General features: G+C 68.6%; 15 protein-coding genes. 7 read left to right on the forward strand and 8 right to left on the reverse strand.

The window, feature by feature from the left end; translation table 11 throughout:
- Positions 1-50 precede the first annotated feature (50 nt).
- The gene (locus EF918_RS08945; RefSeq protein ID WP_125643494.1) at positions 51-1,763 is read right to left on the reverse strand and encodes a hypothetical protein; all 1,713 of its coding nucleotides are present in this window, start codon (positions 1,761-1,763) and stop codon (positions 51-53) included.
- Positions 1,764-2,313: 550 nt separating this feature from the next.
- Here EF918_RS08945 and EF918_RS08950 point away from each other — a divergent pair.
- Positions 2,314-3,177, forward strand: a complete 864-nt coding sequence (locus tag EF918_RS08950; protein ID WP_125643497.1) for a hypothetical protein — start codon at positions 2,314-2,316, stop codon at positions 3,175-3,177.
- 151 nt (positions 3,178-3,328) lie between these two features.
- On the opposite strand, the gene EF918_RS08955 is transcribed toward EF918_RS08950, so the two are convergent.
- Positions 3,329-4,537, reverse strand: a complete 1,209-nt coding sequence (locus EF918_RS08955; protein WP_125643499.1) for a hypothetical protein — start codon at positions 4,535-4,537, stop codon at positions 3,329-3,331.
- Positions 4,538-4,628: 91 nt separating this feature from the next.
- The gene (locus EF918_RS08960; RefSeq protein ID WP_125643501.1) at positions 4,629-5,666 is read right to left on the reverse strand and encodes a hypothetical protein; all 1,038 of its coding nucleotides are present in this window, start codon (positions 5,664-5,666) and stop codon (positions 4,629-4,631) included.
- Positions 5,667-6,277: 611 nt separating this feature from the next.
- On the opposite strand from EF918_RS08960, the gene EF918_RS08965 reads away from it, so the two are divergent.
- On the forward strand, positions 6,278-6,991 hold the full coding sequence (locus EF918_RS08965) for a type 1 glutamine amidotransferase domain-containing protein (RefSeq protein ID WP_125643503.1): 714 nt from the start codon (positions 6,278-6,280) through the stop codon (positions 6,989-6,991).
- Positions 6,992-7,072: 81 nt separating this feature from the next.
- Here the strand turns inward: EF918_RS08965 and EF918_RS08970 are convergent, their stop codons facing one another.
- Positions 7,073-7,732 (reverse strand): hypothetical protein, encoded by a 660-nt coding sequence (locus EF918_RS08970; protein ID WP_125643505.1) that lies wholly within the window; start codon positions 7,730-7,732, stop codon positions 7,073-7,075.
- A 519-nt stretch (positions 7,733-8,251) separates the two neighbouring features.
- Here EF918_RS08970 and EF918_RS08975 point away from each other — a divergent pair.
- The 3 genes from EF918_RS08975 (at position 8,252) to EF918_RS08990 (ending at position 10,456) form a co-directional block, all read left to right on the forward strand.
- Positions 8,252-8,677, forward strand: a complete 426-nt coding sequence (locus EF918_RS08975; RefSeq protein ID WP_125643507.1) for a hypothetical protein — start codon at positions 8,252-8,254, stop codon at positions 8,675-8,677.
- A gap of 770 nt (positions 8,678-9,447) precedes the next feature.
- The gene (locus EF918_RS08985; protein ID WP_125643509.1) at positions 9,448-9,699 is read left to right on the forward strand and encodes a hypothetical protein; all 252 of its coding nucleotides are present in this window, start codon (positions 9,448-9,450) and stop codon (positions 9,697-9,699) included.
- A gap of 535 nt (positions 9,700-10,234) precedes the next feature.
- Positions 10,235-10,456, forward strand: coding sequence for a cold-shock protein (locus tag EF918_RS08990; protein WP_312847820.1), 222 nt, complete (start codon positions 10,235-10,237; stop codon positions 10,454-10,456).
- A gap of 114 nt (positions 10,457-10,570) precedes the next feature.
- On the opposite strand, the gene EF918_RS08995 is transcribed toward EF918_RS08990, so the two are convergent.
- Together EF918_RS08995 and EF918_RS09000 are read right to left on the reverse strand one after the other, a co-directional pair.
- The gene (locus EF918_RS08995; protein ID WP_125643513.1) at positions 10,571-10,921 is read right to left on the reverse strand and encodes a hypothetical protein; all 351 of its coding nucleotides are present in this window, start codon (positions 10,919-10,921) and stop codon (positions 10,571-10,573) included.
- Positions 10,922-11,180: 259 nt separating this feature from the next.
- Positions 11,181-12,302, reverse strand: a complete 1,122-nt coding sequence (locus tag EF918_RS09000) for a glycosyltransferase 87 family protein (RefSeq protein WP_185921661.1) — start codon at positions 12,300-12,302, stop codon at positions 11,181-11,183.
- A gap of 447 nt (positions 12,303-12,749) precedes the next feature.
- Between EF918_RS09000 and EF918_RS09005 the strand changes: the two genes are divergently transcribed.
- Together EF918_RS09005 and EF918_RS09010 are read left to right on the forward strand one after the other, a co-directional pair.
- Positions 12,750-13,103 carry a PadR family transcriptional regulator gene (locus EF918_RS09005; protein ID WP_125643517.1) on the forward strand — a complete coding sequence of 118 codons (354 nt, stop codon included), beginning with the start codon at positions 12,750-12,752 and terminating at the stop codon, positions 13,101-13,103.
- 35 nt (positions 13,104-13,138) lie between these two features.
- Positions 13,139-13,699, forward strand: a complete 561-nt coding sequence (locus EF918_RS09010; protein ID WP_125643519.1) for a hypothetical protein — start codon at positions 13,139-13,141, stop codon at positions 13,697-13,699.
- Positions 13,700-13,801: 102 nt separating this feature from the next.
- On the opposite strand, the gene EF918_RS09015 is transcribed toward EF918_RS09010, so the two are convergent.
- Both EF918_RS09015 and EF918_RS09020 read right to left on the reverse strand, forming a co-directional pair.
- A complete protein-coding gene (locus tag EF918_RS09015) occupies positions 13,802-14,728 on the reverse strand; it encodes an ABC transporter permease (protein WP_221889694.1) in 927 nt (308 codons plus the stop codon).
- A complete protein-coding gene (locus EF918_RS09020; protein ID WP_125643522.1) occupies positions 14,725-15,735 on the reverse strand; it encodes an ABC transporter ATP-binding protein in 1,011 nt (336 codons plus the stop codon). The genes EF918_RS09015 and EF918_RS09020 overlap by 4 nt, the downstream gene beginning before the upstream one ends.
- Positions 15,736-15,866: the final 131 nt, after the last annotated feature.

Genomic DNA, 15,866 nt, shown 5'->3' on the forward strand with positions numbered 1-15,866 from the left:
GGCATCCCGACCCGACCGACACTGGGCCGCCCGGAGGACCCGCGCGCACCTCACGTGAAGAACTCCACCTCGTGGGGGACCAGGTCGTGGAGGGCCAGTCGTATGCGGTGCTCCTGCTCGCCCGACAGGGTGACGTCGGGAACGACCTGCAGCTTCCAGCCCCCGCCGGTTCTGGCGCCGGGCGGGTACACGAGGAGGAGGCCCGTGATGCGTTCGTCGCCCTTCTTGGCATTCCTCGCATACTGCCGGTTCATCTCCCGGTGGTTGCCGAAGTCCTTCCGCGAGGAGAGGAAGAGGACGTTCCGCGTGAAGAGGAACTTGAGCTCGCGGGAATTCCCCTCCGGGTCATCGAGGCTCACGGGGTCGTGGGAGTCGGAGGCGGGCCGGGAGTTGCGCAGCGCGGAGCGGTTGTCCTCCTTGAGGGCGTCCGCGTTGTACAGCTCCCACCATGCACCGTCGCGCTGCGTGCTGACGAAGAACTCGGCGAATTCCGACCTCGGCAGCCGACCGGAGCCCGGCTGCTCGTCCGCGAACCTGACCTCGTGCCCGCAAAAGTCCCGCACCGCGGCGGTGATCGCCCGCTTCCGGTCGTCGGCGAGCCTGCCTTCGACCACGATGGTCCGGCTGGTCCGATGGATCACCAGGCAGCCCGACAGCACCTTCGGATCCTCCCTCACCAGGTCGAGATGGCCCCCGTGGTCGAGGAAATTCCTGTCCTCGGACATGAGGAACAGCCCGCCGCCGAGGCAGTAGTACGCGCGCCCCGCACCCACGACGGCCCGCACGACCGCGGCGTTGACGGCGGCGGCCCGTCCGGGGATTCCGGCGAGATCGCGGGCCGACCGCTCGGCCTTCGTCCGGGTTCCCGCCCCCGGCGTTCGGTAGAACTCGACTTCGTAGTCGTTCTCACAGTCTTGGAGCAGAGAGCGGACCGCCCGCTTCCATTGCGGTGCAAGATTGGCCACCTCGAACCGCCCCCGTACGTCCGGGAGGATGTTGCGGACCGTGAGGGTTCCTTCGACCGTGTCGGGCAGGTCCCGGATCCGCGTCAGGTAGTCGCCCCTGTGGCTGTGCCGGAAGAACCTGTCGCTGGAGAGGAGCAGCACGGTTTCCCCCGACAGGACCCCGAGGAGGAAATGGAGCTTCGCGCCGTCCCGGGCCTCGCTGACGACGGCCCTGTTGGCGTTGCAGATCTCCCTGGCCAGGGGGACCGGCCGCTCGGCCCCGCCCCCGGCCCCGCCCCCGGCCGCGGGGCCGGTCGGGGGACCGGCTACGGGGCCTCCCGTGGGGCCCTCCGCGGGGAGCGTCGGGGCTGTCGACGGCTGGTACTGGAACACACCGACATCGGTTCCGTTGGGTTCGGACGGACCGGCCTCAGGCTGGTGCACGATCGCCCCGGTGAGGATCAGCCAGGCCCTTCCCTCAAGTCCTTCGCGGTGGAGGATGCCCAGGACACCGTCGCAGGTGTGCGCTCCGCCGGCCTGGATCTGCTCCTGCGTGGTCGGGCAGGTCTGCGGGGTCCCGGAACACAGACGGAGTGGATCCGGCACATCCGCCCTCATGCCGGGCCCCATCACCGTCTGGCAGGAGAAGAGCGCGGGGAACCCCGGGTCGGCGAGGGCCGGGTCCGACCACACTTCCAGGTCGTTCCGGGCGAGGTGATCGCTGTTCAGTTCTGTACGGCAATCACCCAGCTGGTCCCACCAGATCCATTCGTCACTGCCGTAGGTCAACGACGCGGGGGTGTGGACGAGGATCCTCACCCCAGGAGGGATCGCGACGTACTCCATCTCCGCAGGCGGGTCGGACGGACCATCAGGATTGCCGATCCCTACCCAGAACGTGTCGGCCACAGCAGTGGATTCCTTTCGATACGACGGCTCGCACACGGGGTCGGAAAGCGGAACGCACCTCACGGCCGGCCACGGTGCCACTTTCCGCGGCGAGAGCATGTGCAGCCGTGATCATTGCTGATTCTGCTGTTCGGCACCATGCCCGATGGGGCGTCCCGAAAGGGCGCGTGTTCCCGACCGAATGTCCTGCATTGCGCGCACGGCCGCTTTTCCGTGACGGCGTCGTAGCATGGCAATTACCCCTACCGACCAGCCCGCTTGAGGAATGGTCAGGATCCCGCGCGGACCGGTTTTCGGACGGCCCTTCAGGGAGCGTGGGCCGTCCGGCACCAGCCGAGCTCATTCGAAGGAGAGGCGCACCATGAGTCACTACATCCTGCTCGGGCAGGGAAATCCCCATGCGGATCGGGCCGATGCCCTTGCACCACAGGGCTGGGAAACGGTCGCGATTCCCCGGGGAATGACGTTCCACATCTTCACCTCCGACGGACCCCTGTACTTCGGCTCGGAGGAAATGCCGGTCCTCGGCCAGGGAACGTCCCAGTACCCGCCCCTGGACAGCTGGAACACGGTGCCCAACATGGCCCTCCGCCACAGCCCACTCCTCGGTGACGAGGACCTCAAGCATCAGATGGAGGCCTACGAACACATACTGGTCCGGCCCGGAATCGACACCGAGGACCCGCTCCTCCTGTGCACGAACGACGGAGGTGGTGCCTGTCCGACCATGCCGGAACAGGTCGCGGACGGCGTGACCCACACGTGCTCGGGCGTCTTCGGCCGGCCGGAGTTCCAGAACGCGTACCTCTACTGGCGTCCGTACCCGGAATTCGTCAAGGTCGACCCCGCCTACCACCCGCAGGGCACGCCTACGCCCACGGCCGACGTGCCGGCCACCGGCACCGTGCAGAAGCCGGGCCCGCGCGGCGCGGAGGAGCCCGAGCGACGGCGCGTACCGCGGGAGAAGCAGAAGACCGTCGCAGGCGCGCGACTCGACCTGGCCGCCATCGACAAGGCCAACGCCGGTGCCGTGGCACGCGCCGGCAGCCGCTCGCTGAGAGGCGTGCTGGGCTCCGAGGTCCTGCTCATTTCCGGCCTCGGCGACGGCTTCAGCAACCACTCCCACCAGCATCGGCGCCTGGTGGAGGCGGACCAGGTGGTCGCGTGCACGATCGCCGTGGGGACGTCCCGGTCCGGCGGTCGCGGGTTCATGGTCGCCGGTCGCCTCAGTGCGGCGAAGAAGGCGCTGGTGACAGCCTCTCTCCAGCGGATCAGCCCCGGCTGTGGTGTCGAGTTCGTGAAGACCCGGGGGGCCGGTTGGTAGAGGCGCCCGATCCCCGGTCAGGGGGCGTCGCGCCAAGGCCGCGACCGCACCGAGGCGTCGCCGCAGACGCGGCAACAGACTTCAGGCATGGGCCGATGTCGTCATCGACCTGGCTTCCTGACGACGAGCGGGCGAAAGCCCCGGGGCGGACTCAGAGCTCCGTGATCACGTGGGCGCCGCGGTCGGCGAGCTGCACGCCGTCCCCGTGCAGGTGGACGGTGCCGCCGTGGGCGATCACGGTGGCTGCGCCGTAGGCGTGGACCCGCGCGTTCTCCGAGACGGTCACGTGGGAGCCGTCGTACGCCTCGACCTGCGCGTCACCGGCGGCGGTGACGGTGGAGCCGCCGTGCGCGTGGACGACGGTGTTGCCCGCCGCGTGGTGCAGGACGGAGCGGGCCTCGACGTGGACGGTGCCACCGGTGGCGGCGTGCACGGCGGAGCCGCCACGGGCGTCGACCCGTCCGCCGGTGACGGAGTCGACGGCGGCTCCCGCGTTGAGCTCGACGACGCCGCCGGACACCTCGGTGATCGGGACACTGCTGGAGTGCCGGACCTCTCCGCCCCTGACGGACACCAGGGCGGCGGATTCATGGAGGACGACCAGGCCGTCGGTCAACTCCTCGACGAGGGTGTCGCCCCAGGCGTGCACCTGCCCGCCGTGCACCGTGGCGAACCATGACCTCTCGTAGGCGTCGGCCGAACCGCTGTAGAAGTTGACGACCTTTCCGTTCCGGACGGCCAGGTAATTCGTCGCCAGGTGGTTCACGATGGTTCCGCCCTCGTAACAGTGGCCCGTCCCGCCGTGATAGTGGACGACGGTTCCGCCGCCCCAGATCTCGCAGTAGCCCGCGTACTTGTCGGTGACGGTGGCGTCGCACAGGCTGGCGCGGCCGCCCTTCATCACGGAGATGACGGCTCCGCCGAACGCGTCGACGACGCCACCGTTGAGCTCGGCCAGTGGCTTTCCGTCGATGCCCCCCACCAGTCGGATCGTGCCGCCCGCCGCGGGCCGGTAGAGGGTCAAGGGCTCTGCCCGGTCCCCGCCTCCCGGAGCGAAGTGGAGGGGGACCGGATCGTTGAGGGACTCGTCGAGCTCGTGCTGGGTGTAGATCGTACGGAAGTCCAGATCGCCCCGGGACCTGAGGCCCTGGGTCTGTCCGGCCGGCGTGGCCCAGGGCTGCGCAGCAGCGAATGCACGGGTGACGCTGTTGGTCAGGGACCACCGTCCGCGGTCCTCCAGCGGCAGGTGTCCCATGATCACCTGGGTGAGCTCGGACGGGAGCGCGGCGTCCCATGCCGGGCCCGCTTCGACGTCGACTTCGCCGTCGAGGGGGCGCTCGCATCCTGCGTGGTCGGTCAAGGCGATCTCCTTCTCGCGGCCCGGGCCATGACGTGAGGTTAGGAAGAGTGCCGCCGCGCCGGATCCGCCACCTGGAGGGCCAAACGGATGATCACGGAGTTGGGCCAGGAGCGGGGGAGCTCATGCCCACGACGTACGCCTCACGGCCCACCGAGCGCAGTGCCTCCCACTGCTGCTGCAGCCGCTCTCCCCCCAGGGGGTCATAGGTGTGGACGATCCTCACGTCGTCCGCGGCGTCGACCTCGCACCCGTAGATGACGATCCAGTGGTTCTCCGCCGCCAGCATGACCGTGCACTTGTTCACCATGGCCAGGCGCAGGTGATCGTCCGTCAGGCCGGTCAGGTAGAGGTGGGGGACGTCGCCCGGGAACTCGGGTTCCCCCGGGGCGCCGAGCGCGGCGCGATAGGCGGCTTCGCCCCGCGGCGTGCTCCGCATGTCCGCGAGGACCTCGGCTTCGGAGGCGTCCTCACCCACCCGTGCACGCGCCGCGGCGAACGCGGAGCGGTAGGCGAGTGCTGGTTCCGACGTCCCCTTGACCGGCGACATCATGAAGAGGTGCATCGCGTCGTCCGACGTCAGGCGCGTGCCCGTCGCCCAGTTGCACGCGGTGGCGGTAGCGGCGGCGTAGCACTGCATCTGCACTTGTGTGCAGCCTTCCGAGGGCGGAGTTTCCTGGCCCAGCAGTCTGCGGTCCGCGCGCCGCACGTGCCGCGCGGCGACTCCGTGGGTGTCCTGCAGGAACCTCGTGCAATGGGGGCATTGGAGGTCGGGTTCGTCGTAGCACCGGAAACAGTCCGTGCAGATCACCATGCCGCGGCAGGACCTGTCGGGGCAATGGAACACGTCCTGCTCCGGGCGGGGGTTGAGGCAGAAGTCGCACACGTACGCGGCCGCGCCGTCCGGGTCCGTCGGAGGCGATCGCCTGACGACGGTGCTGCTGTCCATGACGGCGTCGCAGCCCGGGCAGTGGAATTCGGTGAGACCGAAGTGGCTCGGCGTCAGCCGCAGGCAGGCCGGGCACACCAGCACCGCCGTATCGCCGTGGGGGCAGAACCGTAAGGTGTCGAAGTCGGTGCGGCGGATGTCGTCCTCGCTCAGCCATGTCAGGCAGGCGACGCACTGGTGCATGCGGATTCCTTCTCTTGCGGAGTGTTTTGGGGCGGGCGCCCACGAGAGGGTCGGCCGGCCGCGGCGGTGGCACGGATGGCACCGGTAGCACCGGTGACGGCGGTGGGACCGGTGACGGCGGTGACGGTGGCCGGACCGGCCACGGCGCGGCTCCCACGCCTTCCGCCGGCATCGCTGGTACGGCCCGCGCGGCTGCGGGGGCTGCGGCCGCGCAGTGCCGTGCAGTGCCGCGCAGTTCCGTGCCGAGGTGACAATGAGGACATTCTCGGATCCCCGCCCGCCCGCGTCGCCTGCCCGGGAGGCAGCGCATCGGGCAGCCGATCGTGCACACCGGGAGCGGAGCCGCGCCGTGGGCGAGACGAGGCGCGGGCCGGTGTCCGCCTGGAACCGCACCGTGGTTCCGTCCGGGCTCTCCGAGGAGTGCGCCGCGCAGTTCCGGCCCGGCCCGGGACTCGGAAGCCCTGACCGGGCGCGGGGGGTGGCAACCGCGCCCCTCGGCTGCCCTTCCGGGCACCAGCGATGCCCGGGCGGCCCTGTCTCATCGGCCCGGGACCGGCCGGGGCGGGGGTCGGGGTAGCGTGCGTCACCCCTGTCCCTCCGGAAGGATGCTCATGAAACGCAAGCTCGTGGCAGTGGTGACCAACCAAGCGACCTACGGCGAGGACCGTCGGCATGCGACCGGCCTGTGGCTGAGCGAACTGGTCCACTTCTACGACGGGGTCACGGCGGCGGGATGGGAGGTCGACGTGATCAGTCCGTCGGGCGGAGCCGTTCCCCTCGATCCGAGGAGCCTCGGCCGGTGGTCCCGGGACGGGGCGACACGGCGCTTCCAGGACGACCCCGCCCGGATGGCCAAGCTCAGGGACACCCCGACGGCCGCGGACGTGACGGCCGCGGAGTACGCGGGGATCTTCTACGCCGGTGGGCACGGTGTCATGTGGGACTTCCCCGACGACGTGCCCTTGCAACTGCTCGCACGCACCGTCTACGAACAGGGCGGGGTCGTGTCCTCGGTCTGCCACGGCGCCTGCGGCCTGCTCAACATCACCTTGTCGGACGGTACGCACCTGGTCGAGGGCCGCACCGTCACCGGTTTCGCCACGATCGAGGAGGACGTCGCCCGGGTGAAGGACCGCGTCCCCTTCCTCCTGGAGGACGAGCTGCGCAAGCGTGGAGCGCACTACGTGCGGTCCCGGGTGCCCATGACCCCGTACGCGGTGTCGGACGGCCGCCTCGTCACCGGGCAGAACCCGTACTCCGGCAAGGCCGTCACCCGTCGGATCCTCGACGCCCTGTCCCTCCCCGGAAGCACCACGGCCGGCTGAGGGCCCGCCCCGCAGGGGCCCCGGCCCGACGACCTGCTGACACATCCGGCGCACAGCGCCGGTGCGTCGTGCATGTGGTCGTCAGCGGGCCGTCCAAGCGGCCGCCGCGGCCTCGGCGACGTGCCAGACGACTGCCGTGCTCTGCTCCATCTCGGCGAGCATGGCGGTATAGGCCACGACGACGTCCTGTGTCACCTCACCGTCCGGAGGACATTCCGCTTCGACGACGGCACGGTCGAGTGTCGCCCGCGTGACGCCCCGGTGCGCGTACGCCTCCAGGACCTGTCGCTGGAACGAGTCGTAGCGCTGGGCGTACTCGGTCTCGAAGGCGACGCGGTGGCCGTGGACATCCGCCAGGAGGTCTTCGAGTGCACCGGCATACCAGAACGCCATCTCCTGGAGGACGCCGGAGAGTTCGGCCGGAGTCGCGGCCAAACTGACGTCCGGCTCGTTCGCCGCCGGACCAAGACCCAGTTTTCGGCTCAACTCGGCATCGAGTTGCTGCTGACTGCGGACCGCCGCCCGGCAGGCGGAGAGGAACCGCTGCCTCGCTGCCTTCACGGCGCTGAAACAAGCCTCTGCAGCGTTCCACAGCGGGACGAATTCCTCGCTGCGCAGCTGTGGCCTGTCCGAAAGCTCCTGGAGGATGCGTTGAACGAGGTCCTCCTCGGTCTTGCACTGCCGAAACGCTTCACGCACGGTCTCCAGGAAGTTGTTCCCGGAGCATTCATTCAACGGCATGTCATTCCTTCGATATGGGCCTGCAGTGCGCCTCAGGACTGCCCGGAAGCTCCCGGATCGACGTGTCCGTCGCGGTGAGCGTCGTCAGAACGGGACTGCGGCTGGTCGGACCGGAATCGACTCCGGCCGACGCAAACGATCATCTCCTGCCCCTTGATGTCCGGAACCCACAGGACCGGCACTCTGCCCGATCGGGCGGGGACCGGTGCCCGAAGACGCGGCACCACTCCGACGGTCCGGCGTGGGTGGCGGTGGTGCGGTCGGGCCAATCACGGACCGCCGGTGTGCTCGTCGCCGGAGAGTGCGGGACGGGGCCGGTCCCGTTGTCCCGTGCGGTCGACGAGGCGCGTCACCGCATCTGCGGACCGAGCGAAACGCGCCGTGATGCCCGTCGCGGCGGAAGGGTGCGGGCAGGTGCCCGCATACAGTCGCCCTCCGAACCACGAACCAGGGACCAAGGACCGCCGGCACGACGGCCGGACGGCCCGACGGCCCGACGGACAAGGAACGAGCCCGTAGATGAAGACGAAGATCCAGCCGGTACTGGGCACCTCACTGCTGCTCCTGGTCGCCATGACGGCCACCGGCGGCTCTGCCGCCGCCGCGCAGGTGACGGGAACAGCCGCCCCGGCCGCACACCAGGCCCGGCTGACAGGCCGGTGGACCGAGTCCGTCGACAAGGACCGCCCGGGAATCACCCACTACATCGAGAAGCTGACCTTCACCGCGGACGGCCGCTTCGAGCAGATCAACAATGTGATCTGCAACCTGGACGACTGCCCCATGTTCAAGATCGGCGTCAACACGGGCACCTACCGCACGGAGGGGAAGACCCTCCACCTCGACGGGAACCTCTCGGACCTCCACGGCACCGTCCGGAACAAGAACACGATCGTCCTCGACGGGCACGTCCTTCGCCGCATGCACCCCGGCACCTCGAAGTGACACGTCGATCCGCGCTCTCGGCGCCGCGCGTACTCTTCAAAGAACCTCGCGCAGCGCTCCGCCCGCCACGTCAAATATGAATCCGAGATCCCCGAAGGCTTCCGGTGACCACGATGGAGTGACTCCGAAAGAATCTCTCAGCTGGTTCCTGAAGTCGTCGTTCCTGAATGTCAGCATTCCGCAGTCGGTGTGGTGGATCAATATAATCTCTCTGGCCCCCCGGAGGGCGGCAGCGGTAGGGGGCCTTTATGTGATTCGACGTAGGAAGAATTATTGCCGAGGTATTCTTCTGTTGCAGTCATGTCCATCACCTTTTGTCAGTATCCGCGCCCCGTCGAGTGAACTCAAGATCCTTCGGCCGACAGCGCCTGGGAGGTTCCGTTCGACAGTGTGTTCGATGGCGGCGCCGTGCTGGTTCGACATGTCATCGGGGGCGCGTGACCATGAAGGGGACGGGGGAGAGCGCTCAGGCAGGGAGACGGCACATGAGAAGGCGTGCAGGTCGTATCGTCCTGGTTTCCTTGGCGGTGTCCCCTTTGGTGTTCGCGGCTGGAGGGGTGACTGGCGGCACGGCGGCTGCTGCCGTGCCGGGTGCGGTGTGCTCGGTGGTGCAGGGATCGGCGGCGGGGCAGTGGGTGGTCCAGGGTGAGGACTGGGCTCCTGGGACGACGGTGCGGGTGGTGCATTCCTCCGGTGGGGACCTGGGTACCCCGAAGACGAACAAGGACGGGGAGTTCCTCCTTCCGCAGAGCCCACTCGAGAGGGGCACGGTGACCGCGACCCCGCTCGACGCGCAGGGCAAGCCGGCGGGGGAGTCCGTCAAATGCGGGACGCTGGCCCAGGCCGAGCAGAAGCAGTCCGAGGACCAGTACCGTGCGGGATACCGGTACGGCTTCGCCGACCTGCGACGCGACTGCCAGAAGGAGCCACCGCGACCCCGAGCCACCGCCCCCGACCCGGACTGGCAGAAGGGCTACGACGCGGGCGCAGCGGACGCCGCCGACAAGTTCTGCGACGAGTAGGCAGGGGCAGCCCGCTCGATACCGCCGGGCGGACGCCTGAAGCCGTTCTCCGGCATTTTGCCCCAATGGATGCCCGAATCGTCGGTTTGCTTCCGGGAGATCTGGCATAGTTTCGTCTAGGCAATCGGCCGATTCGTCGGTCTGCCTCCCGAGGCGGTTCGTTTCCGGTGAGTTTTCCGGTGCCATGCCAGTAGACTGCAACTGACACCGTGAAATGAACCGCCTCGTATAAAAGGCGAACCTGCCTGTGTCTCCGCAGGCATTTCGGTGCGATGACCGAGGCCGGAGCGATGCCACGTAGGTGTGCGTGGGGTGGTGTCCGATGTGCTGCCTCTTAGGTCCTTCTTCTTCAGGCCGCGTGGGCTTACGGTGTTCCCAGGGTGAGGAGGTTGCGGTTCGACCGCTTCCGCCCGCCAGGGTCCGTGGTTGCGAGCCGTTTGAAGACGTCGGCAGCACCTTTGTTGCAGCAATGTCCGCGGGCCAGGGCGATGCCTCCGGTCTCCGCACCGTGCAGGGCCGTGAAGTTGTTTGGAGAATGAAGATGGCAAGCGACAGGTCTACCGGATCCGTCAAGTGGTTCAACGCGGAGAAGGGGTTCGGGTTCATCCAGCAGGACGCGGGTGGCCCGGATGTTTTCGTCCACTTTACGAGCATCCGCGCCGAGGGTTTCCGTTCGCTCGATGAGGGGCAGCGTGTGGAGTTCGACGTGGTCCAGGGGCAGAAGGGCCCGCAGGCCGAGGACGTCGCTGTCATCTGAGTGCCATCATCCCGAGTACGGCCCGCCGGTCCGGCGGGCCGTACTGGTCTTTCCGGCCCCGAGGCCGACGCAAGGGAAGCGGTTCAGAGGACAGGGGGGGGGGCTTCCGCAGCCCTACTCTTCGGCCCAGGAGTACAGGTAGTACATCTCCGCAAGCGTGTCCAGCGATACGGTCTCGTAAATTCCGCAGGATGTCAGTGTCCTGACGCAGTGCCCGGCCGTGTGGTCATAAAACTTGTCGACTATCGACACACGCTCCTTCTCGCCCGTGCCGGTGGCGACCGCTGACTCCCACATCTGGCCGGGGGAAGCGAGTACGTATATGTCGTGGAAAGCGTAGGCGGTGCATGCCACCGCGAGGGCTGCCTTGTCCGGGAGACAGTCCTGTGACTGGAGGCGCTGCTTGTACGCGTTGACCAGTTCCGCGGCACGGTACGGGCCGACGATCGCATCGATACTGTACACGTCAGGAACCGCCTGTCGGCACGATGAATGCCTCTCTCGGAAACATGGGAATGCCCTCCCTGGAGAACAGGAAGGACATTTCATGATCCGGCGCGGGCGCCTTGTTGAACAGGGCCGGTAAGGCAGTCGTTCGCTGAATGACGATGCCTTGTCGGCGGCCCAAAAGGACCGGGGCCGGCCCTCTCCCGGTATCGCAAGGAAATGCGTCGCCAGCCGTTTCCGACAGCACCGGTGCGACCGGACGAGGACGACGTGCCGGCTACCCGGCCTTGACCAAGCTGTCCGAAACCGACACCGCAGGCCTCACTGTCAGGGAAGTGCCGCTGCTGCGGCGATTGGCCCGCAGCACCGCCACGAGAGTGGCCACGCCGCAGACGCAGAACGCGGTTCCCAGCCACGCCAGCACACCGGGATACGGGCTACCCGGCGCGAGCGAGTCCTGCATGGTCGAAAGGGTCGGCACCACGTGCGTGCCCGTGACCAGCACCCACGCGACGAATGCCACCCGGGCGGAAAGAAGAGCCCGGTTCTTCGGTGCTGCCAGCCACATCAGAGCAGGAACGCACCACACCCAGTGGTGACTCCACGAGATCGGTACCAGCATCAACCCGGCGAGCTGGACGACCAGAAGGACCCCCAGACGGTCCCCACGCCGGGCAGCCCGCGATGCTGCGAGGCACGCCAGCCCGATGACCAGCACCGCACACACACCCCACCACAGACCCCTCCCGACATCATGGCCGGCGAAACGGGCGATAACCCCCTGCAGGGACTGGTTCCGGACCGACATCACCGAACCCACACGGCTGGAGTCCCACAACAGGGACGTCCAATACCGGATTGATTCCCTGGGCGCAATCGACCAGCCGACAGCCACGGTCACGAGAAAGGCCACAAGTGACCAGACGGCCGCTTTCCTGCGGCCGAGGGCGAGGAAATACAGGCCCGTGACTGCCGGAACGAGCTTCCAGCCCGCGATGAGCCCCACGCCGCTCCCGGCGAGCGCGCTTCTGGCGGCCGGAAGTGCCGCGGCCGAGATCGCGACGGCCGCCAGACCCAGGTTGACCTGCCCGAGGTCGAACGTGTGGTGCACCGGCTCGGTCCAGAACGCCAGCGCCACCCACAGCATCAGGCTGCGCCTGCCCATCCGCGCACCTTGCAGCAGCACGGCAGCCCGATCGATGATCACGGCCAGCGCGATCAAGTTGAGCAACTGCACCAGGACGACCGCCACCGCCCAGGGCAACCACGACAACGGGAGCATCACCAGGGCAGCAAAAGGCGGGTAGGTGAAGAGCAGCGAACCAGGACCCGAGCGAATGTCGTACAGATGTCCCGACAGGAGTCCCGGTGCGGCGTCGTAGTACACCCGGATGTCCATCGGGGACGGAGTGGAAAACCACATCAACAGCAGATGGGCAGTCAAAGAGGCTGCCAGCGCCCATGGGGCGTACCGCTGTATTCGGGAACTCGACACAACGGCCCGGATATTCACGAAATGACCCCGCGGCCGCAAGTGAAGGGCGGGATGTCTTCAGCTGCCGGCACGGCCGGTTCGTCCATTGCTACCTGTACCCCATTCGCCCTCTGAGCGAAGGAAATATCGCTCCTCTCCCAGGATGGCGGCACGCTGTCGAGCCGTCGTCCCTCCGATCAGCGGACCGCCAGGACCAACTCCAGCCACCCGTGAGGGCTACAGACCTCGGACCACGTGACCGGACGCCACCGAATCGCCCGAGCGGCGCCCCGTTCAGGCACCGATACCTGCCCTGTTGGACCGTTCGATCGGCCCTCGACGCACACCGTCGTCCCAGGTTCCATGCATGACATGGAACCTGGGACGGCGAGCATCGGTGGCGCCGGGAAGGCTGAGAGCCAGCTGCGCAAGGGGGTGCTGGAGTACTGCATCCTCGGCCTCTTGCGTGAACGCGCCCGCTACGGCGTGGAGCTGTTGGGGCTGCTGGGAGAGGTCGACGTGATGGCCACGAGCCAGGGAACGATATATCCCCTGTTGGCGCGATTGCGCCGTGACGGCCTGGTGGAAACCGCCTGGCAGGAATCCCCGAACGGGCCGCCGCGCCGCTACTACATGCTGACTCCCCGGGGAGAGGCGGCACTGGCGGAGTTCACTGCGATCTGGCCGCACTTCCGTCACGCCGTAGACCGCTTCATCGCCGATTGAACGAGCACGTACCTTCACATGTCTGGAGATTCGTCATGCACAACATCGAGCACCCTCTCGTGACCGCCTATCTGAAGGCCGTGGAGAGCGAAGCCTCAGCCCTGGACCCCAAACACCGCGGCGAACTGCTCGCCGATCTGGCGGAGCACATCGAGGTGGCCTTTGCGGAGCGCCCGGCCCACACCGAGGCAGAAGTGAGGGCAATCCTGCATCATCTCGGCGACCCCGCCGCGATCGTGGCCATGGCCCGGGACATCGGAAGCAGCGTGCCTCCGGTCAAAAAGCGGCACCGCCTTGCTCCGTTGATCCTGCTGCCTGTGGCTGGACCACTCGGGGTCCTCCATCCTGTTCTGGGCGGCCTCGTCATGATTGTGGGCCTGGCACTCCTCCGGGCGGCACCTCACTGGAGCAGGCGCGACAAGATCATCGGCGCTGCGGCCGCAGTTCTGACACCCATGGGCGCCGCCCTTGTCGCGCTGACGTCCCCCGGGCAGCTCACCCCGCTCCTCCTGCTCACACTGCTCGCGGCCGTCACACTGCTTCCGGCGGCCGCATCGCTGTACCTCTTCCGGGCCGGACGCCACACCGGGCCGTGACAGCGCATCATCCGCCGGCGTCGGCTTCGTCGGGCACCCCCGGCGCCCTGCACAGGAGCCGCGGCCGGCGGTCCGGGTCGTGGCGGGCCACGTCGGAGGGCCTCAGAGCCGCTTGAACGCGCGGACGGCCGCCCACAGCATGCCGAGCCCCCCGGCGAGGACCAGCAGCAGCTCCAGCCACACCGGAACAGGGGTCCCGTTCCAGGTCACCGCGTAGTCCGCGCTCCTCGCGCCGACGGCGCCGAGCACCGCCCGCCGGATCGGGTCCACCGCATACGTGAGGGGGTCGAGCCGGTTGAGCACCGTCAGCCAGCCCGGCAGGTGTTCGACCGGGAAGAGGGAGCCGGAGAGGAAGAACAGCGGCTGCATGACCGTCTGGGTCACTCCGGTGAAGGACTGCACCGACCCCATGTGGGCCGCCACCAGCACTCCGAAGCACGAGAAGGTGAAGACGATCAAGGCCATGCACCCCAGCAGGGTGATCATCAGGGCCGGCTCGTACGGAATGCCCGCGGTGCCGGCGAAGGCGAGCACGATCAGGCCTTGGGCAAAGGCGATGGTCATGGCTCCCAGGCACTTGCCCAGGACGACCGACGTCCGGCTCACCGGAGCGATCAGCATCTCGCGCAGGAAGCCGAGCTCCCGGTCCCACACGATCGACGTCGCCGAGACCACCGAGGTGAGTGCCATCGGCATGACGAGCGCCCCGGCGAAGACGAAGGTCTGGTACGGCACGCCCGCCACGGACCGGGTCAGGGACCCGAGCCCGTGTCCCAGCACGAACAGGAGCATCAGGGGCTGGAGCAGCGAGGTGCAGACCCGGATCGGCTCGCCGACCGTCTTCAGCATGTCCCGGTGCCAGACGATGCGCACGGCCCGCAGGTCGAGGCGCGGGCCCGTGACGAGGCGCGGGCCCGTGACCGGGCGCGGGCCCGTGGCGGGGTGAGGGCCCGTGACGGGGTGAGGGAAGTGGGCGGGCGACGGGGCGGGGCGTCCGCCCGCGTGCGGGTGGATGCAGGTCGTGGTCACCCGGACCACCTCCCCGTCAGGCGCCCACCGGTCCGGACGACGGCCGCGGCGCCCGCCGTCTCCCGCGCCGGGAGGGCGCCGGCCTCCGACGGCTGGTCCGGGCCGTCCGCCCAGGCCAGGAGGACGTCGTCCAGGCTGGGTCGGGACAGTTCCATGGAGAGGACCGGGACGCCCAGGTCGCGGGCGAGTCGGGGCAGGAACGTCGCCCCGTCCGGGACCTGGACGATCACGCCGCCGCCGGCGTCGACGCGGGCGCACAGCCCGAAGCGTTCGTGCAGGGCGCGCACGGCCCCGTGGACGTCGGACGTCGTGAAGCGGAGGACATCGCTACCGGCATCGGCCTTCAGCTCGGCCGGGGTGCCGACGGCCACCACCGAACCCCGGTCCATGATCGCGATACGGTCGCACACCTCTGCCTCGTCCAGGTAGTGGGTGGTCAGGAAGACCGTGAGGCCCTCGGCCTCGCGGAGCCGGCGGATGCACTCCCACAGGTGACGGCGGCTCTGCGGGTCGAGACCGACGGTGGGCTCGTCCAGGAACAGCACCTGGGGGGTGTGCAGCAGCCCGCGGGCGATCTCCACGCGCCGCCGCATGCCGCCCGAGAGCGCCTTCACCTTGCTGCGCCGCCGGTCGGTCAGGCCCATGAGGTCGAGGACGTGGTGCACCCGGGGCATGACCACCGAGCGGGGCATCCCGTACATCTCGGCGTGGAACCGCAGGTTGCGCTCCACGGTCAGCTGCGCGTCCAGGACGGTGTCCTGGAAGACCAGGCCGATCCGGCGACGGGTCTCCGCCCGCTCCCGGACGACGTTCCGGCCGGCGACGGTCGCGGTGCCGGTGGACGGCTCGACCAGGGTGGTCAGCATGCCGATCGTCGTCGACTTGCCGGCGCCGTTGGACCCCAGGAAGCCGAAGATCTCACCGGAGAACACGTCCAGGTCCACGTCGCGTACGGCGACCACGTCCCCGTACGACTTGCCGAGCCCGCGTGCCTCGACCGCCGGCACGCGCCCGTGCCCCGACGTGCCGGTAGGAACACACGCGGTGAGCGGGGTCGGAACCGCCTCGGAGGGATACGGCGGACGCAGGCCCGTTCGAGTGCCTGACGGCCGAGGCCCCGGCCTCCGCACCCCCCGGT

Origin of the sequence: Streptomyces sp. WAC06614 (genome assembly GCF_003949795.1) — a bacterium.
GTDB lineage: Bacteria > Actinomycetota > Actinomycetes > Streptomycetales > Streptomycetaceae > Streptomyces.